Annotated in this window: 18 protein-coding genes and 1 riboswitch; of the genes, 8 read left to right on the top strand and 10 right to left on the bottom strand. The window is 59.5% G+C overall.

Features of this window, described 5'->3' with window-relative positions; genetic code table 11:
* Positions 1-30 precede the first annotated feature (30 nt).
* The 4 genes from BJ928_RS14480 (at position 31) to BJ928_RS14495 (ending at position 5,144) form a co-directional block, all read left to right on the top strand.
* Positions 31-1,566 (top strand): ABC transporter substrate-binding protein, encoded by a 1,536-nt coding sequence (locus BJ928_RS14480; protein ID WP_047630073.1) that lies wholly within the window; start codon positions 31-33, stop codon positions 1,564-1,566.
* Positions 1,567-1,629: 63 nt separating this feature from the next.
* Complete coding sequence (locus tag BJ928_RS14485) at positions 1,630-2,553, top strand: ABC transporter permease (protein WP_047630075.1); 924 nt, start codon at positions 1,630-1,632, stop codon at positions 2,551-2,553.
* Positions 2,554-2,558: 5 nt separating this feature from the next.
* Positions 2,559-3,407, top strand: a complete 849-nt coding sequence (locus tag BJ928_RS14490) for an ABC transporter permease (protein WP_047630078.1) — start codon at positions 2,559-2,561, stop codon at positions 3,405-3,407.
* A 6-nt stretch (positions 3,408-3,413) separates the two neighbouring features.
* Positions 3,414-5,144, top strand: coding sequence for a M14 family metallopeptidase (locus BJ928_RS14495; RefSeq protein ID WP_047630079.1), 1,731 nt, complete (start codon positions 3,414-3,416; stop codon positions 5,142-5,144).
* Here the strand turns inward: BJ928_RS14495 and BJ928_RS14500 are convergent.
* Positions 5,141-6,013 carry a LysR family transcriptional regulator gene (locus tag BJ928_RS14500; RefSeq protein ID WP_047630080.1) on the bottom strand — a complete coding sequence of 291 codons (873 nt, stop codon included), beginning with the start codon at positions 6,011-6,013 and terminating at the stop codon, positions 5,141-5,143. The two genes, BJ928_RS14495 and BJ928_RS14500, sit on opposite strands and share 4 nt — an antisense overlap.
* Positions 6,014-6,117: 104 nt before the next feature.
* Here BJ928_RS14500 and BJ928_RS14505 point away from each other — a divergent pair, with 104 nt between their 5' ends.
* Positions 6,118-7,344, top strand: a complete 1,227-nt coding sequence (locus BJ928_RS14505; RefSeq protein WP_047630081.1) for a YbfB/YjiJ family MFS transporter — start codon at positions 6,118-6,120, stop codon at positions 7,342-7,344.
* A 157-nt stretch (positions 7,345-7,501) separates the two neighbouring features.
* Positions 7,502-8,767, top strand: a complete 1,266-nt coding sequence (locus BJ928_RS14510; protein WP_047630082.1) for a glycoside hydrolase family 5 protein — start codon at positions 7,502-7,504, stop codon at positions 8,765-8,767.
* A gap of 48 nt (positions 8,768-8,815) precedes the next feature.
* On the opposite strand, the gene BJ928_RS14515 is transcribed toward BJ928_RS14510, so the two are convergent.
* On the bottom strand, positions 8,816-9,880 hold the full coding sequence (locus BJ928_RS14515; protein WP_047630083.1) for a glycosyltransferase: 1,065 nt from the start codon (positions 9,878-9,880) through the stop codon (positions 8,816-8,818).
* 242 nt (positions 9,881-10,122) lie between these two features.
* Positions 10,123-10,917 carry an SDR family oxidoreductase gene (locus BJ928_RS14520; protein ID WP_047630482.1) on the bottom strand — a complete coding sequence of 265 codons (795 nt, stop codon included), beginning with the start codon at positions 10,915-10,917 and terminating at the stop codon, positions 10,123-10,125.
* A 194-nt stretch (positions 10,918-11,111) separates the two neighbouring features.
* Here BJ928_RS14520 and BJ928_RS14525 point away from each other — a divergent pair, with 194 nt between their 5' ends.
* Positions 11,112-12,050 carry a GlxA family transcriptional regulator gene (locus BJ928_RS14525; RefSeq protein WP_047630084.1) on the top strand — a complete coding sequence of 313 codons (939 nt, stop codon included), beginning with the start codon at positions 11,112-11,114 and terminating at the stop codon, positions 12,048-12,050.
* Positions 12,051-12,167: 117 nt separating this feature from the next.
* Positions 12,168-12,770, top strand: coding sequence for an inorganic diphosphatase (locus tag BJ928_RS14530; protein WP_047630085.1), 603 nt, complete (start codon positions 12,168-12,170; stop codon positions 12,768-12,770).
* Between the two features lie 296 nt (positions 12,771-13,066).
* Here the strand turns inward: BJ928_RS14530 and BJ928_RS14540 are convergent, their stop codons facing one another.
* From BJ928_RS14540 to BJ928_RS14570, 7 genes are all read right to left on the bottom strand, one after another.
* The gene (locus tag BJ928_RS14540; protein WP_047630086.1) at positions 13,067-13,252 is read right to left on the bottom strand and encodes a hypothetical protein; all 186 of its coding nucleotides are present in this window, start codon (positions 13,250-13,252) and stop codon (positions 13,067-13,069) included.
* A gap of 220 nt (positions 13,253-13,472) precedes the next feature.
* On the bottom strand, positions 13,473-14,060 hold the full coding sequence (locus tag BJ928_RS14545; protein ID WP_047630087.1) for a hypothetical protein: 588 nt from the start codon (positions 14,058-14,060) through the stop codon (positions 13,473-13,475).
* A gap of 477 nt (positions 14,061-14,537) precedes the next feature.
* On the bottom strand, positions 14,538-15,728 hold the full coding sequence (gene fdhA, locus BJ928_RS14550) for a formaldehyde dehydrogenase, glutathione-independent (protein ID WP_047630088.1): 1,191 nt from the start codon (positions 15,726-15,728) through the stop codon (positions 14,538-14,540).
* 224 nt (positions 15,729-15,952) lie between these two features.
* A riboswitch (cobalamin riboswitch) is annotated at positions 15,953-16,151 on the bottom strand.
* 154 nt (positions 16,152-16,305) lie between these two features.
* Complete coding sequence (locus tag BJ928_RS14555) at positions 16,306-18,342, bottom strand: beta-galactosidase (RefSeq protein WP_245432306.1); 2,037 nt, start codon at positions 18,340-18,342, stop codon at positions 16,306-16,308.
* A 106-nt stretch (positions 18,343-18,448) separates the two neighbouring features.
* Positions 18,449-21,484, bottom strand: coding sequence for an aminotransferase class III-fold pyridoxal phosphate-dependent enzyme (locus BJ928_RS14560; protein WP_047630089.1), 3,036 nt, complete (start codon positions 21,482-21,484; stop codon positions 18,449-18,451).
* Positions 21,485-21,600: 116 nt separating this feature from the next.
* Positions 21,601-23,256 carry an amino acid ABC transporter permease gene (locus BJ928_RS14565; RefSeq protein ID WP_047630484.1) on the bottom strand — a complete coding sequence of 552 codons (1,656 nt, stop codon included), beginning with the start codon at positions 23,254-23,256 and terminating at the stop codon, positions 21,601-21,603.
* 66 nt (positions 23,257-23,322) lie between these two features.
* Entirely contained in the window at positions 23,323-24,069 is a 747-nt protein-coding gene (locus BJ928_RS14570) for a transporter substrate-binding domain-containing protein (protein ID WP_047630090.1), read from the bottom strand.
* Between the last annotated feature and the right edge of the window lie 80 nt (positions 24,070-24,149).

Here is a 24,149-nt window from a genome sequence, read left to right on the forward strand (position 1 = left end):
TCGCATCGATCTGAAGAGGAAACAGGTTCAATGAAAACAATGAAATGGGGATTGAAGACCGCTCTGACCGCACTCGTCATGTCGAGCGTCGCCATCAGTGCCGCTCCGGCATTCGCGGCAGGAAAGCTGACCGTGTCGTCGTCGCAGGACCCAGGCAGTTGGGACCCGATCGACACGTTCCTCGTGGCATGGGCTGCCGTCTCGACCAATATCTTCGACGGCCTCACCTATCGCGGCCCCGATCTCAAGCTGGTACCGGGTCTTGCCGAATCCTGGGAAGAGTTGGATCAAGGCAAGCGCATCCGTTTCAAGCTTCGCCACAACGTCAAATTCCATGACGGCGAGCCCTTCAACGCCGAGGCGGTGAAGTTCACCTTCGATCGCCTGCTCGGCGAACAAGGCGCCAAGGGACCACAGCGTTCGAACTACACCGCGATCGAAAGCGTTGATATCATCGACGACTACACGGTCGACATGAAGCTGAAGACGCCCGATCCGGTGCTTCTGACGAAGCTTGCCGGCTATGGTGCCATGATCGTTCCGCCGAAATACATCAAGGAAAAGGGCGAGGATTACTTCAACCTCAACCCGGTCGGCACCGGCGCGTTCAAGTTCGTATCCTATACGCCGAAGGTGAACATCAAGCTGGAAGCCAATCCGGATTACTGGGGCGGCGCTCCGAAGATTTCCGAGCTGGAATATCGCTTCATCAGCGAGCCGGCGACCGCAGTTGCCGAGCTTCAGGCCGGCCGCGTCGATATCGTCATTCCGCCGACCATTCCGATCGGCATGCTCCCGGTCATCCAGGGCGACTCCAAGCTCGAAATCGCGAGCGTTCCCGGCCCGACCGTCGACTCGCTGCGCTTCAACACCCGCGATGGCATCACGGCCGATCCGCGCGTTCGCAAGGCGATCATCATGGCCGTCGACCGCGACACGATCGTCAAGTCGATCCTGGCCGGCCAGGGAACCGAGATCGTCAGCTTCCAGAATTCGCTGTCCTTCGGTTACGATCCCGACCTGAAACCCATTCCCTTTGATCCGGCAGGCGCCAAGAAGCTGCTTGCTGAAGCCGGCGTAAAGCCCGGCGCCGCCGTTCAGATCGATATTCGCGGCAACGACGCGACGATGAACGAAGTGGCACAGGTCGTCGCGAGCTACCTGCAGATGGTCGGTCTCACCGCCACCATCAAGCCATACGAAACCAACGTTCTGCTGAACGACATCATCCCCCAGGGCAAGACCGGCGCGATGTTCCAGCAGAAGTGGGGCGGCTGGACCTTCGATTACGACAACACCGCCTATTCGATGTACCACTCCGGCGAAAAGTGGAACCCGTACGAGAAGGACGCGACGCTGGACAAGCTACTGGAATCGCAGCGGCCGCTCACAGATCGCGCCGAACGCGAGAAGGTACTCAAGGAGATCGGCAAGTATGTCGCCGACAAGGCGCTCGAACTGCCGCTCTACAACAGCAATGCGATCTACGGCGTCAGCAAGCGGGTCAAGGGCTTCGTGCCCGCTCCCGATACCCGCATCAAGCTGAACGAAGTCACCGTCGACTAATCATCCAGCAAGACGCCGCCGGCTCGGTCGGCGGCGTCGTCTGAAAGCTATCGGGGTAAGAACGTGGCCGGTTTTCTCATCAAGCGATTGCTGCAGGCGATTTTCGTCATTATCGCAATCACGCTTCTCGTCTCATTCGCCATCCGCCTGACGGGTGATCCTGCCTTGATGATGTTTCAGGGTGGCGGCAGCATGACGGAAGACGATCTCGCGCGCATTCGCACCGCGCTTGGCACGGATCAGCCCTTTTTCGTCCAATATTTCACCTTCCTGAAGGGGCTGCTGACGCTCGATTTCGGCCGCAGCTTCACCGGTGGCACGCCTGTTTCCCAGTTGATTGCCAACGCCCTGCCCGCGACGCTTCTGCTCGCCTTCATCTCCATGGTCGTGTCGATCGCGCTCTCCATCCCGCTCGGGATCAAGGCCGCGACGGCACGCGGCAAGACGGCGGACCAGATCATCCGCGTTCTCTCGCTGCTTGGCCTCTCCTTCCCGAATTTCTGGCTGGCGCTGATGATGGTGCTGTTGTTCTCCATCACGCTCGGCTGGTTGCCGCCGAGCGGCATGGTTGGCATTTCGAGCTACGTCATGCCGGCCGTGACGATGGGCGTGATCCTGACGGCGACGAACGTCCGCCTGGTGCGCACCGCGATGCTGGAGACGCTGCAGTCGCAATATATCATGGTCGCGCGGGCCAAGGGGCTCAGCGAAAGCAAGGTGCTCTACAAGCACGCGCTGCGCAATTGCGCGATACCGCTCATCACCTATTTCGGCATCCAGTTCGGCGGCCTGCTCGGCGGCATCGTCGTCATCGAGCGCGTCTTCAACTGGCCCGGTCTCGGCACGCTGGCATTCGATGCCGTCGGCGCCCGCGATTATCCGGTGCTGCAGGGCGTGATCACCGTGCTGGCGCTGTTCATCGTCGGCGTAAACCTTCTCGTCGATATCGCCTATGGCCTCATCGACCCACGTATCCGCACGGAGTAACGCCCATGGCCGCCACGATCTCACGCCGTTCGCGTTTCTACAGCTTCGAATTCATCGTCGGAGCCTCGATCACCGTCGTCATCTGCCTTGCCGTGCTTCTCTCCGATGTGCTCTTCCCCGGCGGCGCCGAAAAGATCGACCTGATGGCACGCCTTGCCAGACCCTTCGTCAGCCTCGCTCACCCCTTCGGTACCGATCCGCTCGGGCGCGATGTGCTGGCCCGTGTCGTTGCAGGTGGCAAGATATCGTTGACCGTCGGCCTCATTTCCGTGGCTGGCGGCGTAGTGCTCGGCGTTTTGGTGGGCCTTGCCGCGGGTTATTATCGCGGCATCTGGGACATGCTGCTGATGCGTTTCGCCGACATCCAGCTCGCCATGCCTTTCATTCTTCTGGCAATAACCTTCATCGCCATCGTTGGCGGCAGCCTCACCAACACCATCATCCTGCTCATCGTCTCGCAATGGGTGCAATATGCGCGTCTTGTGCGCGGCTCGGTGCTCAGCCTGCGCGAGCGTGAGTTCATCCTGTCGGCGCGCGCCATCGGCGTCAAAGACTGGCGCATTATCTTCCAGCATCTGCTGCCGAACCTCGTCGGCCCGGTGATCGTGCTGATGACGCTGAACATCGCCAACAACATCCTGCTGGAAAGCAGCCTCACCTTCCTCGGATTGGGCGTCGACCCGACCATCCCGAGCTGGGGCGGCATGTTAGCCGATGGCCGCACCTATCTGCAGACGGCATGGTGGGTGAGCCTTTTCCCAGGCCTCGCGATCCTTTTGACCGTGCTCGGCCTCAATCTCCTGGGTGACTGGCTGCGCGACAGCCTCGACCCGACTGGCCGAACGACAAGGTAAGACATCATGACCCTGATTTTCGAAAGAAGCTTTGAGCGAACGTTGTCGCGCCTCGTTGCCGATGCCAAGGCCGGCCAGAATTTCGAGGCCTGGACCTTTGATGACAGGAAAAGCCGCCAGCAGGCGGAACGCGCGCTCAAGGAAAAAGGCGTAAACGCGCGCATTCGCAGCGCGTACAAGCCGCTGGTGAATGCCTTCGTCGAGGAGATCGATCTGCAGGATGTGGCTGCGATCGAGATCCATTATCCGGTTCATCCGAAGGCGCCGGATAATCGCTTCCGGCTGGAAGCCTATCCGCTAGCCGCGATGGTCGAAAATCGCAAAATCACCTTTGCTGCGAGAACCGACAGCGACTTTCATTATGATGTCGTGTTGCACACCAATGCCGGCAGTGCGCACCGATTGAAGGTGTTGGTGCCCAATCGCGTTCACATTGACGCAGCAGGCGAAACGAGCGTCTCGCCGACCGGTTGGCTCGTGCGGAATGGTGGCGTGATTGGCGAACCGCTGCGCACCGATTACGAAGATCTCTTCGAAGAAACGATCGCCGCAATAACCCATTTCGACTGGGGTTCGACCGAACCCTATTTCGAGGAATTGAATATCCGCGTCGCCCTGCCGGCAGCGGATGAGGCCCTGCCAGTCGCCGATGAGGTCATGAGTCTGCGCGAGGCGCTGCATGAAGACTTCTATTTCTCCCTGCTTGAGTTCTTCCAGAAGAAGTCCGGCCGCCCGCTAGGCGACCGCGGATTGAAGCCCGGGCAGATCGTTCCGCAGATTCTGCAATCTTCCGGTGACGTCTCGGTAAAAGTGCAGACGCAACCGCTCAGCTCCCGCTACTGGGATGGGCCGGAACAGCAGATCGAGACGGCCACGGAACCTCTGGCGGCGCGGCAGATCGAGGCTGTGCTTAACACTATCGGTGGCGAGGCGTTCGAAACTGTCACTCGCTCTGGACGCTCTGTTCGCGCACGCTATGTCAAGGGCCGCGATGCCGCCGTAATGATCAGCGGTGGCCAGCACGCCAATGAGACGACCGGCGGCGTGGGTGCGCTGCGTGCCGCACAGCGCCTGGTCAAGGTCGAAGGCGCTCATTTCACCATTTCGCCGCTCGAAAATCCCGATGGCTACGCGCTGCATCAGCGCCTGCGTCAGGACAGCCCGCGCCACATGTATCACGCCGCCCGCTATACCGCGCTCGGCGACGACCTCGAATACCGCACCGAAGAGAATGCCGGTCCTTATCTCTACGAGAAGAAAATCCGCTTTCAGGCGGAAAAACTGAGCGGCGCGCAGCTTCACGTCAACCTGCATGGTTACCCGGCGCATGAATGGACCCGCCCGCTTTCAGGCTATGTCCCGCGCAATTTCGCCATGTGGACACTGCCGAAAGGCTTTTTCCTGATTGCCCGCTATCATTCCGGCTGGGCGGCTCAGGCCGAGCGGCTGCTGGACAAGGTCACCAGGCACCTCGGAACCATCCCCGGCCTGTTGGATTATAACGACCGACAGATCGCGCTCTACGAAACCCATGCCGGCGAAACCGGATTCCGTATCATCAACGGCTTCCCCTGCCTCGCCAATATCGACGATCGCCATACGGTGCCCATCACATTGATCACCGAATACCCCGATGAAACGATCTATGGCGAAGCCTTCGTCGACGGCCACACCGCGCAGATGGAAACCGTGCTTTCGGCCTATAGCTCCTGGCAGGACATCATGGCTTCGAGCTAGGCCTTGCCGGCCGATCGAGCCATATCGAGCAGCGCGGTCATGGCACTGGACGTATAAGCGTCCGAGCGACGCACGAAAAGCGTATCTACCAGCGACCGCTCCGGCGGAAGCTGATGAATTGCGACCCTGCCATCTTGATGAGCGGCTGCCACGGCGCCCTTTGGCAGAAGGGTGATGCCGACGCCGGCGGACACGCAGCTTATGATCGTATCGAGAGAACCGAATTCCAGCGGTTTCGAAGTGACGATGCCCAAATCTGCCAGAAGCGCCTCCAGCCGCTGCCGATAGGAACAACCGATCTGAAAGACGATGGTCTTCAGATCAGCAATACCGACCAAATCCTCCAGCGTGGCGATGACGGGCGAGGTGACGAGAACGAGTTCCTCCTGAAAGATCGCCTCGTGCTCGAGATCGGGATGGCTGACCGGGCCTGCCACGAACGCGCCCTCTACCCGGCAAGCGACGACATCGTCGATGAGCCTGCGGGTCGTGCCCGTCGTGACGACAAGGCGAACCTGAGGATAGGCCTTGGCAAATCGTCCCAGGAGCGGCGACAGGCGCAGCGCCGTGGTTGTCTCCAGACTGCCGATTGCGAGCGTCCCGCCCGGCTCGCCATCATCCTTGGCCGCGGTGCGGGCATCAGCCAGAAGCTTGGTGATGCGGCCGACAAAAGGCAGAATGCGCTGCCCGGCGGGTGTGGTCGACACGCCCCTTGCGTGCCGGTGAAACAGGCTGACACCCAGCTCCTCTTCCAGTGCCCGGACACGCGCCGTCACATTCGATTGGACCGTATGCAGTTCCTGCGCCGCCCGGTTCATGCTGCCGTGCCGCGATACCGCCTCGAAAATTCTGAGATCGGATATGTCCATGCCCTACCTATCTCAATCAAAGATAACTCTTCTCATAATAAATCAATTTTTATGATATAGCTTGCAGCGTATTCTCTCAAGCACCGATCGTTGAGAGAGTTCCCATGACCGACGCCGCAGCCCATGAAATCGACCGGAACCACAAGACACAGGCGGCATGGCGCGCCATCCTGTCGGGATTCTGCGCCTGCCTTATCGGCATCGGGCTCGCCCGCTTCGCCTACACCCCGCTTCTACCCGCTATCGTCGATGCGCATTGGTTCGAAGCCGCCGCCGCGGCCTATTTGGGCGCCGCCAATCTTTCCGGTTATCTGGCCGGCGCATTACTCGGCCGGCCGGTCGCGACGCGGTTCTCCACCATTTTCACACTCCGGATCATGATGCTGGCCGCGACGGCTGCTTTCTTCGCCTGCGCCTTTCCTTTGAGCTTCCTATGGTTCTTTATCTGGCGCTTTGCCGCCGGGTTTGCGGGCGGCGCCCTGATGGTGCTGGCGGCGCCGGCCGTCCTGCCGCTGATAGCCTCGGCGCGCCGAGGCCTTGCCGGCGGCGTGATCTTCATGGGCATCGGCGCCGGCGTTGCGCTATCGGGCACGCTCGTCCCCCTGCTGCTGCAGCAGGGCCTGCGCGAAACGTGGTTCGGCCTCGGAGCCCTGTCGCTGCTGTTGACCATCATCGCCTGGAGCGGATGGCCGCGTGATGTCGTCGCATCGCCCGCCCCGACCCATCATTCCCTCCACATCCCGGCGCCCGGCACGCTGCGTGCCGTTTATGTAGAATATGCGCTCAACGCGGCCGGTTGGGTGCCGCACATGATCTTCCTCGTCGATTTCGTCGCACGGGGGATGGGCCAGGGCCTGCAGGTCGGGGCGGAATATTGGGTTCTTTTCGGTATTGGCGCGACGATAGGCCCGCTTCTTGCCGGCCATCTCGCGGATCGAACGGGTTTTGCGGCGGCACTGCGGCTCGCCTTCCTGCTGGAAGCCTTCGCTGTCGTCATTCCCGCTCTTGGCCTCGGACAGGCATGGCTCATCGCCTCGAGCCTGATCGTCGGCGCCTTCGTCACCGGAACCGCTCCCCTGGTGCTCGGCCGGATCGCGGAACTGCTGCCACATCATCCGGCCCAACAAAAGGCAGCCTGGAGCCTGGCGACGGTGTTCTTCGCATTATTCCAGGCGGTGGCAGCTTATGGACTTTCCTTCCTCTTCGGACGAACCGGCGGAAATTATCATCTGCTCTTCTTGATCGGCGCCAGCGCCATGGTGCTGGCTCTGGCGATCGATCTGGCCGTTCCTGTCTTCACCCACACCACCCGGCAGGGATCGGAAGACTAATTACCCGTCAAAAGACCGGCGCAGATAGCGAAAACGACCATGTCGTCAGCAATAAATAAGGCTCTGATGGTTGTCGCGAACCCGTCTCGCAATACTTTACCCTGACAAAACCACGCTGCGCCCACATGGCGCCAAAGTTTCAGGCAAGTTGAGATTCATGAGGCATTTTCTGCTGTTACTCGCTGGCCTGTCTGTTGCTTGTCTGGGATCATTCGCGCCGTCGGCGCATGCAGACGGATTTGTTCGCGCCGATCATCAGCGGATCGTCGATGAGAAGGGCAATGCGCTCATCCTGCGCGGCCTTGGCCTTGGAGGCTGGATGGTGCAGGAAGGCTACATGATGGGCCTTGCCAATCTCAAGGCGCAGCACATCATTCGCCACCGCATCTCGGAAGTCGTCGGCAAGCAAAAGACCGAGCAGTTCTATCGGTCCTGGCGCGACAATGCCGTGACCAGGGCGGATATCGATGCGATGGCCAAGTGGGGCTTCAACAGCGTGCGTCTGCCGATGCATTGGCAACTGTTCATCAAGGACGGAAGCGGCAAGGATGCACCACGGGATATCGTATGGAACGAAGAAGGTTTTCGACGGGTCGATGCACTGATCGGCTGGCTGAAAGCCAATCACATGTATCTGATCCTCGATCTGCATGCCGCACCTGGCGGCCAGGGTCACGACATCGCCATTTCCGACCGCAATCCGAGCAGGCCTTCGCTCTGGAATAGCGACAGGAACCAGGCAATGATGATCGCGCTCTGGAGCGAAATCGCGCGGCGCTACAAGAGCGAGGCGACAATCGCCGGCTACGATCTCCTCAACGAGCCGAATTGGGGTTTCCAGGACGAGAAAGACAAGGGGGGCTGCCGCGAAACCGAAAACCGGCCGCTGCGCGATATCTATCAGCGCACCATCCGCGCAATCCGCGCGATCGACACCAACCACATGTTGATCATCGAAGGCAATTGCTGGGGCAACAACTACGCCGGCATATTGCCGATTGCCGATCGCAATACGGCGCTCAGCTTTCACAAATACTGGACACCGACGACGCAGGAATCAATCGAGCCATTCCTGAAGCTGCGCGAACAATATGACATGCCGCTTTGGAACGGCGAATCCGGCGAAAACAACAACGACTGGTATGCCCGCGCCGTCGCTTTGCAGGAGAAAAACGGCATCGGCTGGTCGTGGTGGCCCCTGAAGAAAATGGGCGCGGGCAATCCGCTGGAGATCAAGGCGAATGACAATTATAATCGATTGACTGCCTATCTTCGCGGGGAGGGAAAGAAGCCCACGGCCAAGGATGCTTTTGCAGGCCTGATGCAACTTGCAACCGATAGCCGTTACGACAGGAACGTCCATCATCAAGGCGTGGTCGACACATTGATGGGCCCCTCTCGCAAATCGGACGCCACCGATTAGGAGCGCACCATCGATTAGCACATGCGCCCCTTGAATTCCCGACTCGATCTACCCGATCGCATGTCTGATGGTTTTCGAAAGACGCAAGAGCAACCGAGGCCTCGACGAGGCGACAAGCTTCCAGGACAGAATAGTCCTTGCCATGTTTCGAGGAAGCACGCCGATTGAAAGAAACCATCCGGCCAGCACCAGGCGACGTTTTCGCGATGCTTTCATTTTGAGGCTCGCAACGGCGCCAGCCGCAGCCAGCGAGAGCCTGGAATCATCCGCAACCGGATGCTGACTCCTATCGATGCAAAGCGATGCCAAACGCTCCTCCAAATGCACGGGATCGCGCAGACCGGCATTGTCGGGCACATCCAATCCAATGTCCGCCGCCTGATCCGACAATGCTTTCAATCGGCGAAAATCATGCGCAATACGCCACCGTGCACGCTGGCCGAGTTTTTCGGCAAAGACGGAGTGATTGGCGCCATGAATGCGGTAAGCGCCAAGGCAATCCTCGATCGACGTCACCTCGCCGTGGAGCGGTGCCACCGTTGCAAGATATCCATCCGCACCCTGCCGGAACTCCGGCTCCGGGACTGGCATCACCCTGTCCAGCACCGAGCGCTTGAACGCCAGACCGCTTGTAACGGTCGTTTGATAGCGACCCTTGCGCAACAGTTCCGGGATGACATCGCCGGAATCGAACGGCAATTCCATCGGCGGAAATATATCCTTCACATGCATCTCCTCATCAACGATATGCAGCCGGAACTGAACCTGCGCCGTCTTCTCTTCCCATGCTTCGACAACCTCCGACACCGCATTCGGATAGAGATAATCATCCGCATCGAGAAACAGTACGATCTCGCCGTGACTGGACGCAAAGCCTGTATTGAATGCTGCAGCATGTCCGCCATTCACTTCGCGCAGACACGTTCTTATTCTAGAGCCATAGGAGGCAATGACATTCGCCGTCGCATCGCTCGACGCATCGTCGACGACGATGACTTCGGCGTCGGCGTAATCCTGCTCCAATGCGCTGTCGATGCTACGCTTCAGAAAGTGGGCGTAGTTGTAATTTGCGATAACGATTGAAACGGGCGTGCGATCTTGGATGGAATACATCGCATTGAACCTCGCAGATCTGCTTTGGTCGCGGCGAACCTTCTCATTCAGGTCCCTATAGATAAAGCGATTCCCACCGCGATATACCTCGGTGTATGGGTCGCATCTCATGAGTATATCAGGCGCGAGATGTCTGGATCGTATCGATCCACCTTGCTCTTTCGAGCCTCGTCAGTTTTATGGCTTTTGAATGACCGGCCCTCATATGTGAATGCCGGTCGTTCCATTCAGTCGATCAACTTCTATTTCACCTGATAGCGTCGAGCTGCAGCCGATCGCGACAGATTGGGCTTCAGCGCCTCTCGTGCAGCTTCATAGGCCTGCTGCAATCCGACATCTTCGAGAGCCGGGATCGTCGCGAGCTCTCCCTGATCAAACCCCACCAGAGCGGCATCGACCATGTCCTCAGTCGACATGACGATTTCCGACGGCAGATGCTCGACGGAGATGCCGGCAACCGACCAGAATTCCGTGGCGGTCGCGCCGGGCAGAACCGCCTGTATGCGAATGTTCTTTTCCGCCAACTCGTGCTTCAGCGATTGGCTGAAGGCCAGCACGAAGGCTTTCGTGCCACCATAAACGCCGTTCAGCAATTCCGGTGCGATTGCCACGATCGACGCGATATTGATGATGGAACCGCCCCCGCGCGCCACGAAGCCCGGCACGGCGGCATAGGTGAGCCGCATCAGTGCCGTAACGTTCAGATCGATCATCTGCTGCATCCTGTCGACATCCGCCTCCAGCAAGGGGGCCGCCCCGCCGAAGCCGGCATTGTTGACGAGAAGCGTGATCGCCTCGTCCGTCTTCAAGACATGCTCGATGCGGCGAAGATCGCCCGAAGCGCCGAGATCCGCCGCGATGACGTCGACCTTGCGCCCCGTCTCCTTGCGCAGCCTATCTGCGATCGCCGAAAGCCGTTCTTCATTGCGCGCCACCAGAATGAGGTCGAAGCCGCGATTGGCAAGCCGATGCGCGTAAACAGCGCCAATGCCCGATGAAGCGCCTGTGACCAATGCCTTGCCTAGTGAATTTGTCATTGTTTCCATTCCTTGTGCTGCGGCGTTGTCATCCCGCGTGCAGAAACAATACGCGTGAATGCTGATGACCGAAATGTCATATTCACAGCGTTTTAAGACATGATCTCCTGAGTGCTCGCCATAACCATGAAGAAATCACTGCTTCTGGTGGCGGAGAAGTGCTATAAGCACCTTTTCCAGCCGCGAGTTTTGCCATGCATTCCATTGGATTTATCATCTTCCCCGGCTTTCAGGTCATGGGATTTACAGCAGTGACCGCCTTTGAGATCGCAAACCTGGCAAGCGGGCGGGAACTCTACCGCGTGACGCTTCTTTCGGAGGCAGGAGGACTTGTGCGCTCGTCTGCGGGCTTCAGTGTCGAAACGGAAGCCTTTGGCGATGCTATTTTCGATTCCGTTTTTATCGGCGCGGCCACGGAGATCTCGCCCACGTCTTCCACAATCCTCGACTATATCCGTCAGGCGGCAAAATTCGCCCGGCGTGTCGCGGCGCCTTGCACAGGCGCCTTTGCTTTGGCGGAAGCCGGTCTGCTCGACGGTCGCCGCGCAACGACACATTGGATCTTCGCACGGGAACTCCGGGATCGCTTCCCAGCTCTCAAAGTCGATGACGACAAGATTTTCATCATCGACGGGTCCATCTGGACATCGGCCGGCATGACCGCCACCATCGACCTCGCTCTTGCCATGATCGAGAAGGATCACGGAGAAGAGCTGGCGCGAACCGTGGCTCGAAAGCTTGTCGTCTATCATCGCCGTGCCGGCGGCCAGTCGCAATTTTCGACCCTTCTGGAACTGGAGCCAAAATCCGACCGTGTTCAACGCGCGCTCGACTTTGCGGGAAGAAACCTGCGCAAGATCGTGTCGGTCGAGGAACTGGCCGAGGCGGCAAGCCTCAGCCCCCGCCAGTTCAACCGGGTCTTCCGCAGCGAAACCGGCCAGTCGCCCGCCAAGGCGATCGAGAACCTGCGTGTGGAGGCAGCAAGGCTGATGATCGAAGACGGCCGTCATTCAATGGATGAAATCGCTACCGAAGTCGGCTTTGCCGATCGCGAACGCATGCGCCGCGCCTTCCTGCGCGTCCTCGGCCAGCCGCCGCAGACGATCCGCCGCAATGTGCGCGCATTCGGATAGATGCAGCAGCAAAGGCCGGACATAGGCACTTAGCTGTGCATTCAGCAGTTCATGTCACAAGCCCGTAACAACCCCTGATTAGGTCGACTACGTTCAACCTTAACGCGGGGGCGTATTATGAAAAAGCTTATCTCCGTCATTGCAATGACGGTTCTTTCCAGCAGCATTGCTTCGGCAACCGATTACGTATCCTACATCGATTATCCTCAGCCGAAGGATGAAAGCCGGGAATTCTACACCGCGATCGAGATTCCGGCCGGCAGCTTCACCAAGTATGAAATCGACGCCAAGACCGGTCACATCGTCGTCGATCGCTTCCAGTCCATGCCTGTCGCCTATCCGGCCAACTACGGCTCCATCACCAGTTCGCTCGGTGGCGACGGCGATCCGCTCGACGCTATCGTCTATACGCGCGAACCCATCGTTCCCGGCGCCATCGTTCGCGTGCGCGCAATCGGCGTGCTGAAGATGATCGACGGCGGCGAAGTCGACAACAAGATCGTTGCCGTGCCGACGACGAAGATCGACCCGACCTACGACAGCATCAAGGAAATCTCCGATCTTCCCAAGGTCGAGCAGGATCGCCTGCAGGCGTTCTTCCGCGTCTACAAGCAGCTTCCCGATGCCCGCAAGGTCGTCGAGGTCGGTGGCTTCGACAATGCGGAAGCGGCCAAGAATGAAGTCGCCGCCGCCCTCAAGGCATACAGCGAGAAAAAGTGAAATCGACCGGAAGGGGCGGCAGGCGCCGCTCCTTCCGGATTGCCGCAGAGCGCGGAGCAAACTTTCTCAAGGCCGAGCGCATCGCGCCCCCTCGATCAGCCGGCCAAGGAAGAAGCTTCGCTCAACGCATTGACCTGCCGCAACCTCCTGCCGTCCTCTGCGGAAGGAGAGCCGAACCGGCGGCGATATTCGCGGCTGAACTGCGATGGGCTGTCATAGCCGACGGCAAAGACGACTTCGGCGCGAAAGTCGTAACCTCATGGATGACGAGTGAGGCATACATGGCTGCGTGCAAGCTAAAGGAGGTTTTCTGGATCGACGCTGCCGATCATGTCGATCCCTACGACAAAAGACGAATATGTCTCGCCTGCGATCACCAAGCTCGCCTCCTTCTTTGAATCGAGCCTCGCATAGAAGCGACTTATGCAATGGTGCTGCCTGAGTCTGCCTTGATCGAAATCCAGCTGCTCATCCTTGATCATTGAGTTGTATCAAACAACTCCGAATATGATCGCGATGCATCAACCGCTTCAATACGCAGCCACCTGATCAAGAGCTTCGAGCGGTTTGCTCCTGACCGCTCGGACTTGCCGACACTCGCGATCAGCCATAGACAAACGTGCGAGCCTGCAACAGCTCGCACGTTCGCCTCTATCAGAACGATAGTAAAGCAAAGCCCACATGAAGCAGGCTTCTTAAGTCTTATTCGGCTGCGCCAGCAGCCTTCGGCTTGCGAGTGCGCTTCGGCTTTGCTGCCTCTGCAGCGGCCGGTGCCGCTACTGGGGCAGCCTTTGCTGCGCGAGTAGCCTTCGGTGCAGCCTTGGCAGCTGCGGGCTTGACGGCGGCCGACTTTGCGGCTGCTGCTGGCTTGGCGGCCTTCGCCTTGGTCTTCGACGCCGCTGCCTTGCCTCCGGTCTTTGCCGCATTCAGAAGTGCGACACGACGCTGACGGTTCTGTTCGAGAGCCTGCCGGAAGCCGGTATCATGTTCTGCGTGATGGGCCAGATCATCGAGAAAATCTGCCACGTCCTTGACGCCATCAACAACGACATAGCTCAATCCACGACCGGCATTGACGGAATCGCGACCGACCGTCACACCGAAGCCGCCGGGAACACGCTGGAACCAAGTGGAGCGCCACTTCTTGAAGCCGGCCGCGTCACGCTCGTACTCCTCCAGATATGCCTTCTGTTCCGCCACTCGAGCACGAAATGTATCGACGACATTCCGCGTGCCAGCCTTCGGCTTATCAGCCTTTTTTGAAGTCCATTTCTCAAGAAAGTTTGCCATTGGTTCGATCTCTTCAGGTTAGCGTTCCTTGTCAAGCCGCCGTTGCTTAGGAAGCGATGACGAAGCTCCTCCGCATGGATGCCCGCATATATGTAAAGGATAGATGTATAATGGCAACATAATCCGACATTTATTGTCGATAATTAGCCACCAAAGTCGCCTCGCTGCCGCTTTTTGAGCCCGACAGGCGCGAATTTGCCGCTATCTCTCGCTGCGATCACTCGCGTCCAGCCAAGACTGGAGGCTTAGACGGGCCTTGCTGCAGCGCATATTTGCTTGAATTATCCTTTGGCGGCGCACAAGCCGGCAACTGCACGAATGGATCGGTTGATGCCGTCGCCGGTTCTTGCCGCCATTTCGTTGTTCGGCAAACTCCTATGCGTTGACCGATATGACATCGGGGGCGGAGATAGCAGCCTCCGCCCCCGTTCATATTCGCCTCGGGATCGACATGTGATCCCGATGAGCCTTTCTTCTTCAGGCCGCCCTTGTCAGCTCGCCATGCGGATCGAGCACGAACTTCGTTGCAGCGCCTTGATCGAAGCTCTCATATCCTTGTGCTGCATCTTCGAGCGAGATGATCTTGGCGTTGACGATGTCGGCAATCGGCAATCTGTCGTGCAGGATCGCCTGCATGAGTTGGCGATTATATTTAAGCACCGGCGTCTGACCCGTATGGAAGGATTGTGCCTTGGCCCAACCGAGCCCGAAGCGCAGAGACAGGCTGCCTTGCTTGGCAGCACTGTCTACGGCACCTGGGTCTTCCGTCACATACAACCCAGGAATACCGATCGAACCAGCCGCCCGAGTGATCTCCATCATCTGATTGAGCACGATTGCCGGCTGCTCGCCTCCCGAATGTCCGCGCGCTTCGAAGCCAACTGCATCGATCGCGCTATCTACCTCGTTGATGCCGACGACTTCCGCGATCATATCGCCGAGACGATCGCTCTTGGAAAGATCTATCGGCTCGAAGCCAACCTTGGCGGCATGCGCAAGTCTATCCTTGTTGAAATCACCGACCATGACGACAGCGGCACCCAGGATGCGGGCTGAAGCGGCAGCCGCCATGCCGACCGGACCTGCGCCTGCGACATAGACAGTAGAGCCGACACCGACGCCGGCACGAACGGCGCCATGAAAGCCGGTCGGCAAGATGTCCGACAGCATGGTGAGGTCACGGATTTTCGCCAGGGCCTTGTCACGGTCCGGGAATTTCAGCAGGTTGAAGTCCGCATAGGGTATCATGACATAGCGTGCCTGGCCGCCTATCCAGCCGCCCATATCGACGTAGCCGTAGGCACCGCCGGCACGCGATGGATTAACCGTCAGGCAGACGCCGGTATCCTGCGACTTGCAACAACGGCAGCGGCCGCAGGCAACATTGAACGGCACCGAGACGATATCGCCGACGTCGAGCATCTCGACATCGCTACCCTTTTCGATGATCTGTCCGGTGATCTCATGCCCGAGCACGAGGCCGGGCATCGCCGTCGTGCGTCCACGCACCATGTGCTGATCGGAGCCGCAAATATTCGTGGAGATCACCTTCAGGATCACACCATGCTCGATGCGCCGACCGTCCGGCGCCTCCAGTTTCGGATCGTCGATATCGCGAACCTCGACCTTGCCGGGCCGTAAATAGACGACGCCTCTGTTCCCAGTCATGCCATCTCCTCCTTGATTGAACGCTGGATCATGATTGCCCGAGATTTCGGGCCCTTTCGGATCGGCCCGCTCCTCAACGGGCTGAACAGCAGCAAAATCGGTCGCGGCAACCGCAAGCTTCTGCGGCGTCCGGCCGGCGCGTGCGCGACTGATATGGTGTTGCGAGATCGGAACGAAGTGAAGTCAAAACACCCGTATCCGCCTCTCGATCGCCCACCGCGATCAGTCGAGCCTGCATTCAAGGCTGGTTTCCGGGCTCGGACCTGTCCGCTCGGACACCTCGATACCTTCCCGGCTGTTCCGCCAGTGGCATCAATCGAGGCATTCGGTCCGCCACCGTTGCGGGGGCAGCACCGGCTTAAGACCGGTTTCCCAATTATCCGCCGGGGAAATCCCGACGGCACCTTGAACATGTCCAGAAGATCACGGGAGAAGGCGAGGCGCGCATAGGAAAACGACATCGGTGCCCTGTAAGACGACATCTGGCGTTTTCATGAAATCGACGCAGGAAGCGCCGCGACGCAAATGGCCGGCACGCGCGTCGGCCATTTGCGTCTTGTTGCTCGAGTGACGACGCTTAGCCGCCGTCGAGCCAAATCGCCACATCGACAGGCGCAAGCGTTCGATTGCCGACAAGGAATGTTGCACTCTGCCCTGCCGGTACTGTTGCCGCGACGCTTCCGTAATTGAAGGCGAAGTGCAGCCTTCCGCGCCGGGCAAGGCGCAGATCGCCAAGATCCGGCAAGCTGCCCACGCCGGCCCAAGCAAGCGTGTCACCCATCAACTTCAACAGGAACTCGTCACGCGGCAGCGTGGCGCAGTAGCGTGCGACATCATTGCCGATCACCGCCGGGGAATCCGAGCGATACTCTCCCTGGAATGTCGCAAGCACGGTTTCCGATGTCCGGATCGTTTCGCGCCAGACGGAGGTCTGGTGACTCGCATTGCCGTAAAGGACGGTCTCGGACTGAAAGGCCGGCAAGGATTCGACACGCGTGACGCGGAAATCGAGGAGGTCGCCCAGTATGCCCGGCGGCAGATCAGCGGGGATGTGCATGTCGCGCGTCTTGCTGCCGCTGCGAGGCCCGAACAGCACCTTGGCGCCGGAGGTCTTGAGCCGTGCAATGAAGTCCGGATCGGGAATGACGAGATCGGGTGCGAGCACCAGCCTATATTCCTCGAGATCGGAATGCTGTCCGATGAAATCGACATCGACACCGAGGCGAGAGACAGCCGAATACCAGTCGAGCGCAAGGGCGGAAGCAGCGTAGTCGCGCCCCTGCGGCAAGGCACGGGTCGCGAAACGCGAGTCGTAATCGAGCAGCAGTGCCACCGAAGCCTTGCCGCGCATCTCGCCCTTCGGCAGCCGTTTCATCTCGGCGACGACCTCGGCCACTTCCCCATAGCCCTGATCCTCTTCGCTGTTTGGCAGGAGAAGACCAGCATGGAACTGCTCCTGCGCAAACGGCGCCTGCCGCCAGCGGAAGTAGGAGACCATGTCGACGCCATGCGCATAGGCAAGCCACGTCCACAGCCTCACCATGCCGTCCGCCGGCGACTGATTGTGCGAAGCCCAGTTCACCGGTCCCGGCTGCTGTTCCATCACCCACACACGGCCGCGACCGACTGCGCGGTAGAGATCGTGGTTGAAGGCGGTTTGATCGGGATCGCCGGTGCGCAGATAGCGTCGCTTCTCTTCGTTGCTCAGCCGACCATTGATAAGCCCGCCCATCGGATAGACGTCCCATGAGGCGATATCGATGTCTTCGCCGACCTTGTAGTGATCGAAGTCGGTGTTCTGCGACATGAAGTTATGGGTCACCGGCCGGCCCGGTGAATGACGGCGAATAATATCGACCTGTGTCTTGTTGAAGGTCTGCACCTGATCCGAGGAGAAGCGGAAGTAATCGACGAGATGCGTCGGTGTCGGTTCCTCCACGAGATTGTTGGGCAGATCCACCTCTTCGAAGCTGTTGTAGTGCATGCTCCAGAATGTGGTGCCCCAAGCGCGGTTCAACTCCTCGACGGTGCCATATCGCGCGACGAGCCATTCGCGAAAGGCGTGAAGAGCCGCTCTCGAATAACTGTGAATCGTGTCGTGATCGCCATACTCGTTGTCGGTCTGCCAGGCGTGGACGAAAGGATGGGCGCCATAGCGCCGCGCGACCGCTTCGGTGATGCGGGCAGCCTCAAGCCGATAGCGTTGACTAGAGAAGCAATAGTGCCGGCGCGCGCCGAACTTGCGCACGACGCCGCGCACATCGACGGGAAGGATATCGGGGTAGCGATCAACAAGCCACTTCGGAGGCGCGGCCGTCGGCGTGCCGATGATCACCTTCAATCCCGCCTTGCCGAGCACATCGACCGCCTCATCGAACCACTCCCATTGGAAGACGCCGGATTGCGGCTCGATGCGCGACCAGGCGAATTCGCCGATGCGCACCCAGGCGAGCCCTAGCTCCGCCATGCGAGCGGCATCCTCTTCCCATTTTTCCCGCGGCCATTGTTCCGGATAGTAGCAGACGCCAAGTTCGAGCATACCGGCATCCGGCCGGCTTGCATCGAAATTGTTCTGTCTGGCGAGCGGCTTGTGCACTGTCTTGTCCTTCATCATTCAAGTCGCCGACGTCGGGCTTCGCCCTTTGTCGCAGTCGAAATTTAAACGTTTATATTGCCGCTCAAAAATGGTTGTGGCGCCATCGCGGCTATGGGTTCGAATTTTATCGGGGCGGTAGGCGAGACAAGGTCTCCTCCAGCGCGATCAAGAACCGGTCGCAGTCGTCCACACTGAACGGCGCCGGCGGCTTCACTTTCAGCACGTTATGGTGCGGCCCTTCGCTACTGAGCAGGATACGGTGCTTTCGCTTCATTTCCGCGATCACAAAGTCCAACTCCGCGGCTGCGGGCTCCAGCGTCTCACGATCACGCACAAGCTCGACGCCGTTGAACAAGCCATGGCCTCGCACATCGCCGATGATCTCGTAACGCGGCGCAAGCGCGCGCACGCCGTCCATCAACCGGTCTCCGACGACACGGCAATGATGCATCAGCCGCTCGTCGCGAATGACGTCAAGGACCGCAAGGCCGATCTCGGCGGAGACGGGATTGCCGCCGAAGGTGTTGAAATACTCCATGCCGTTGGCAAACGCGGCGGCAATGGCTTCCGTCGTTACGACGGCTGCCATCGGGTGACCGTTGCCGATCGGCTTGCCCATGGTGACGATGTCGGGCACCACGTCCTGCAATTCATGCGCCCACATGTGGCTGCCGACACGACCAAAACCGACCTGAACTTCATCGGCGAGGCAAAGACCGCCCGCCGCCCGCACATGGCCATAGGCCTCTTTTAGGTAGCTGTCCGGAAGTGTCAGCTGGCCACCCGTGCCGAGAATGCCCTCGCTGAAGAAGAGCGCCGGCCGGCGCCCTTCCGCCCCCAAATCCGCAAGCTGGTTGCGCACGTCCTCGGCATATTTGCGACCCGCCTCTGCGTCGCCATAGCGGAACCGCCCGCGATAGAGATCGGGCATCTCGGCGACGCGCACGTGCTGCGGGCGCCCCTCTCCGCCCTTGCCGGCGAATTTGTAGGGGCTCACATCGATCAGGCTCGACAGATGCCCGTGATAGGCATGATCGACCGTGATGATATCGTGATTACGGGTGTAGGCGCGGGCAAGTCGGATCGCGAGATCGTTCGCTTCGCTGCCAGAGTTGACGAAGAAGCAGACGTTGAGCGGATCGGGAAACAGGCTCGCCAGGCGGCGGGAATATTCCACCAGAGAATCATGCAGGTAGCGCGAGTTGGTGTTGAGCTTGCCGATCTGCGTCTGCGCCGCCTTGACGACGCGCGGATGGCAATGGCCGACATGGCAGACGTTGTTGACCATGTCGAGCCAACGGGTGCCTTCCTCGTCGATCAGATAGGCTCCCTCGCCGCCGACGATCTTTAACGGCGTCGCGGAATAGGCGATGCTGAGCGAACGGCCGATACGCCGGTGGCGCTCGCGCACCAGAAACTCCTTGTCCCGGGCAACGGTGACGGACGCCGGTGTCGAAAAGCCGAAAACAACGCTCGGATCGGGGCTGATGGCACGCCAGATCTGCCACTGCTCGCGCACGCCGACGCCGTGCATGCCTCCGCCAAGACCGAGATGGTCCGTGACGATCTGGAAATGCAGATGCGGCGACCAGCTGCGGTTTTCCGAAGCGGCCCCGAGGGTACTGAAAGCCTCGCCCTTGGCAATTGCCTGCCCAACGATAAGCTTGGCAACACTTTCCCGCGAAAGATGACCATAAAGGGTCCAGAAGGCATCGCCCTCCTGCGTGCGATGCTCCAGCAGCACCGTCGGGCCGAAGCCGAAATCGACCGCGTCATCGTGGATGAAGGCAACGACACCGGCGAAGGGCGCATGCACCGGTTCATGCGCCGGCAGGAAGATATCGATACCAAGATGTATCGTACGACGCTGGCCCACAGTCGGCGTTTCGAAGGCGTCGCCCTTGTAGACACTGCGATCTTCACCGTAGAGGCCGATGGCAAAAGCGGCCCCGGCCTGTGCGACACGCTCGTCAATCAGGCGTTCGGCGCCGGCGGCATCGAGCCTTGCCCAAAGTTCGGCGTCCGGTCCGTTTGCCGTCAGATCAAGCGCAAGCACCTGCGGCGTTGCAAGCGACGGCCTGAGAATCCTCGCGAAATCATGAGCATTCCGTTCCAGCCAACGCTCGACGCGGGCGCTATGCGCGATCGGCTCAAAGCCGCAGGCGTCGCGGATACGGGCAATCGCCAGAGACCGGTTTTCGCGCTGCAGGCGCTGCAATTCGCGCCAAACATCGTCCTGGCTCACCAGAAGATAGGTGTTTTCCGGATTGTCACGGATCTGCTTCGCCGCCATGCACATACTGACGGCATAGCGCGTGCAGGTGAGATCGAAGATGAGCTCCGTCTCGGTCTCGCTGATCGGATTGACCGCATTATAGGCGCCAGCAAGGCGCGCAATCACATCCACCGGATCATCTGTGCCGATTAGCGCATAGGCGCCAGCGACTGCAATTTCGATGACGCGCCAGGTCTCGACCATATCGCCGAAATCGAGCAGGCCGCTGACGGCACCAGCCGCATCGAGCAGGACGTTGTAATCGTTAGCATCATTGTGAATGACCTGTCGCGGGCATTGCTTCAGCCTCGGCAGCACCTCGCTGACGAAGCGGTCGAGGATCGACCTTACCGTCTCCTGCTTCTCTGCGTCCCCGATGAAGACGAGGCTCTGCAGATGCATGTCCGCGCGGCCGATATCCCACGCATAGGTGCGCCGGGCGCCCGGATGGCTGAAGCCTTCGAGACTGCGATCCATCTCGCCCAGCAACCGGCCGAGGGTGACGATGCTTTGTCTGTCGCGTGCTCGCGATTTCGACCAGACATCGCCCGCCAGCCACGTCAACAGTCTCGCAGTGCGCCTGCCGCGCAGCTCCAAAGCGATTGCCGTCGCACCGCTTCTGTCCGGGAGCGCGCGCGAGATCGGAAGGTCCGGCGCTGTCCGAGCAAGATGATCGAGCACTGAGATCTGCATGCCAAGATCATCCGCATCGCCTGGAGCATGAAGCTTGAGGAGAAAGCGCGTTCCGTCGGCCGCCTCGACGCAATAGTTGAGGTCATGTTCGCCGGGCAGAGCGGTGATCTCACCCGAAATGCCGTAGCCGTTACGCAGAAGCGCGCCGATCGCCTCGATCTCGCTGCCATGTTGTCCGTTTGCGTCGGTCATTGCCCCACCTCTTTCCCTAGCAAGATACAGTTTTGCCGTCATGGACACTGAAACATCCAACCACGGCCTCTGCCACCGGAATCATTTTGACAACCGCTTTCGGCCTTGCGCCATTTTCAGCGATGCTTGACGTCATATTTCTTCTCGATAAGGCTCACGAGGCTGGCCGCCGCGAGCGTCAGCAGAATGTAGAGAACCGCCGCGGAATTATAGGGCGCAAAGGGCAGGAAGCTTGCCGACTGGAATTCGCGCATGCGCTGCGTGATGTCGCGGATCGACAGGATCGACAGCAACGATGTGTCCTTCAAGATGGCGATCAGCTCGTTGCCGAGCGGCGGGATGATGATGCGGAACGCTTGCGGCAGGATGACCAGCCGCGCCGTCTGCCAGCGATTGAGCCCGATGCTGGCGGCGGCTTCGATCTGGCCAACAGGGATGGCGTTGATGCCTGAACGGAAGATCTCGGCGAGATAGGCTGAATAGGCGAGCGCCATCGCGACGATGCCGCGCATCAGATTCGGTGGATCGAATACACCTTGCGTCGCATCCTTCAGGGCGCCGCTCAGCGGCAGGCCGACATAGAGCACAATGACGAGCATCGGAATGCCTCGGATGGTGTCGACAATAAATTCGGAACCGATCGACAGGGGATGGCGGCTATGGAGAAAGCCGCCGAGGGTCAGTAGGCCGATAACGATCGCAACAACCGAGAAAGTGATGCCCGCCGCACGATCACGATCATTCAGCGCCTCCGTACGCCAGATGATGGGCCAATCGGAAGGAACGGATGCGGCCGGCAGCAACGCGCCGCTGACATCCTGCTTCTTGCCGACCGTCTCGATGGCCTGCTGGGGAGCAACGAAGGTTCTGACCGGTATTTCCGCCTTGGGAGCACCGTCAAACTGGCCGAAGCGTACCGCACCGATCAGACCAGACGGCGTGTTGGTAACAATGCCGATCTTGCCTTCGAGCGTGCCTGCAAGAACATAGTCGTCGCGCGGTTGCAGCAGGAACCAGGCCGAGAGAATGGCAAGACCGATGGTCAGGAGAATGAAGGCCACCAGGCTCGAGCGCGTATAACGCAGCTTCTGCAGCCCGACCCAGACAAGACCAAGAGCGGCAGCCAATAGATAGGCCGCGATAGCCGCACGGATCGTGGTGGCAAGACCCGAGGCAAAGGCGATGTAGGCAAACAGAAACACAAAGGCGAGACCCGCGCCATTGGTCACGGCAAGAATCCAGACGCCAGTACGACGCATGCGGCTCTCGGTCTGGACAGCAGCACGGTTGCCCGTAGCAAGCAATCCAAGGCCGACGACAAGCAAAAACGCGTAGATCGGCCAGAGCCACGTCTCCACCTGCCGCACCATGATATCGGCATCAGGCGTGAGTTGACGCGGCGTCACGCCCTTGACAACTAGGCTTGATTTGAACGGATCGACGCTATTGGCCACCACTGATGCGATGAAGGGGTGAACCATATCGCCAGCAAGAATGGCTGCCGTCGCGATCAGAGCCAGAAGCGCCGCAGCCAGCGTCAGACGTGGCCGCGCGATCTTCATCTTGGATAAGACGAGAACGGAAATACCCGATACAAATGCAGTAGAAAGCAGCAGAAATCCGGGTACGAAAGCCGAAGATCCCGGCTCGACGCCGAGGATCGCCTGCAGCGAACGCTGATAGTCCGAAGACGATGCGAACAGATAGACAATAAAGGGCAGCGCCGCAAGAATGATCAGGTTGCTGGGCCGCACGCTTTTGATGAACAACATTCCGGCCTCCAGCGCCAGATCGAGCAGATGATGCCGGAAGTGCAGCAATGCGCTTCCGGCAAAAACTTACTTGAGACCCCAATATTTGGCGATGAGCTTATCCAGCGTGCCGTCCTTCTTGATCTCCTGCAGGCCTTCGTTGAAGGCGCCGACATTCTCATCGCCCTTACGGAAGACGAGACCGATCGGATCGGACTGCAGGCCCTTGATGGCCGCGACTAGCTGACCGGCAAATTCGCGTTCATAGGCAGCCGCATTGGCGCCATTGATGACGACGCCGTCGACATCCTTATTTTTGAGCGCGATGATAGCAGCGCTGAAGGTGTCGTAGGCGACCACATTTTCCTTGCCGACGAGGCTTTCCGCCACTTGCGCATCCGTCGTGTTGGCCTGTGCCGACAGCTTGCGGCCTTGCGCCTTGAACTGCTCGATAGTGATGCCCTGATCTTCCGCCCGGGTCAGCACCACCTGGCTATTGACGATATAGGGGTCGGAGAAGTCCATCGCCTTCTTGCGCTCGTCGGTGATCGACACGCCTGAGGCGACGAGATCGAAGCTAGCCTGATCGAGCGCTGCGAAAATGCCGTCCCAGCCCGTTGTCACGAATTCGGCCTGACAATGGATCTTGGCGCAGATGGCATTGACGACATCGACGTCGAAACCGACGATCTGGCCGCTCGCAGGATCGACGCTTTCCATCGGCGGCGACGTGGTGTCCGAGCCGACCTTGAGCAGCTTGCCGCCGAGATCGGCAGCGTGAACAACGCCAGCAGCCATCATGGCAAATGCAAGCGTCACGACAAATTTCTTCATTTCTTCCTCCTCAACCGTCGGCACCGCCACCTCGACAGTGCGCGACAAGACCCTTCGAAAGATCGGTCCCCCTCGACGCC

This window comes from Rhizobium sp. WW_1 (genome assembly GCF_003610155.1).
In the GTDB taxonomy this organism is placed as follows: Bacteria; Pseudomonadota; Alphaproteobacteria; order Rhizobiales; family Rhizobiaceae; genus Rhizobium; species Rhizobium tropici_A.